This is a genomic window from Vibrio sp. 10N.222.49.C9 (assembly GCF_041474985.1).
In the GTDB taxonomy this organism is placed as follows: domain Bacteria; phylum Pseudomonadota; class Gammaproteobacteria; order Enterobacterales; family Vibrionaceae; genus Vibrio; species Vibrio crassostreae_C.
Map to the genome: position 1 here is coordinate 1 of NZ_JBFRVD010001256.1, position 314 is coordinate 314.

At 47.5% G+C, this 314-nt stretch carries 1 protein-coding gene; it reads right to left on the reverse strand.

Going from position 1 to position 314, the window contains the following annotated elements; genetic code table 11:
- Positions 1-5 precede the first annotated feature (5 nt).
- Positions 6-314, reverse strand: a 309-nt coding sequence (locus AB4585_RS27805) for an ACT domain-containing protein (RefSeq protein ID WP_372171982.1), incomplete at its 5' end; no start/stop codon positions are given.

Below are 314 nucleotides of genomic sequence, written 5' to 3' on the forward strand. Positions count from 1 at the left end.
GGTGCTTACTCACTAAACTCATTCAGAGCTTGAAGTGCTAGCTCAGCCTTTGCAGCCTGAACAAAGATATGGTCATGGTAATAGGCAGCGATCACATTCGCACTGATGCCCTTCTCAGCCAGTTTCGTTGATACCGCGGCAGTTAACCCTACCGCCTCAAGGCTTGAATGCACGGTCAATGTAATCATTCGAAAGGCACCATCAAAGGACAGCTGATGCTGCTCTGCAACACTTCTTTCTAGTACCAAGGTCAAACCCTCAGGTTCAATAAAAGTGCCGACAGGATCTAGCTCAACATAATCACTGAGCTTACC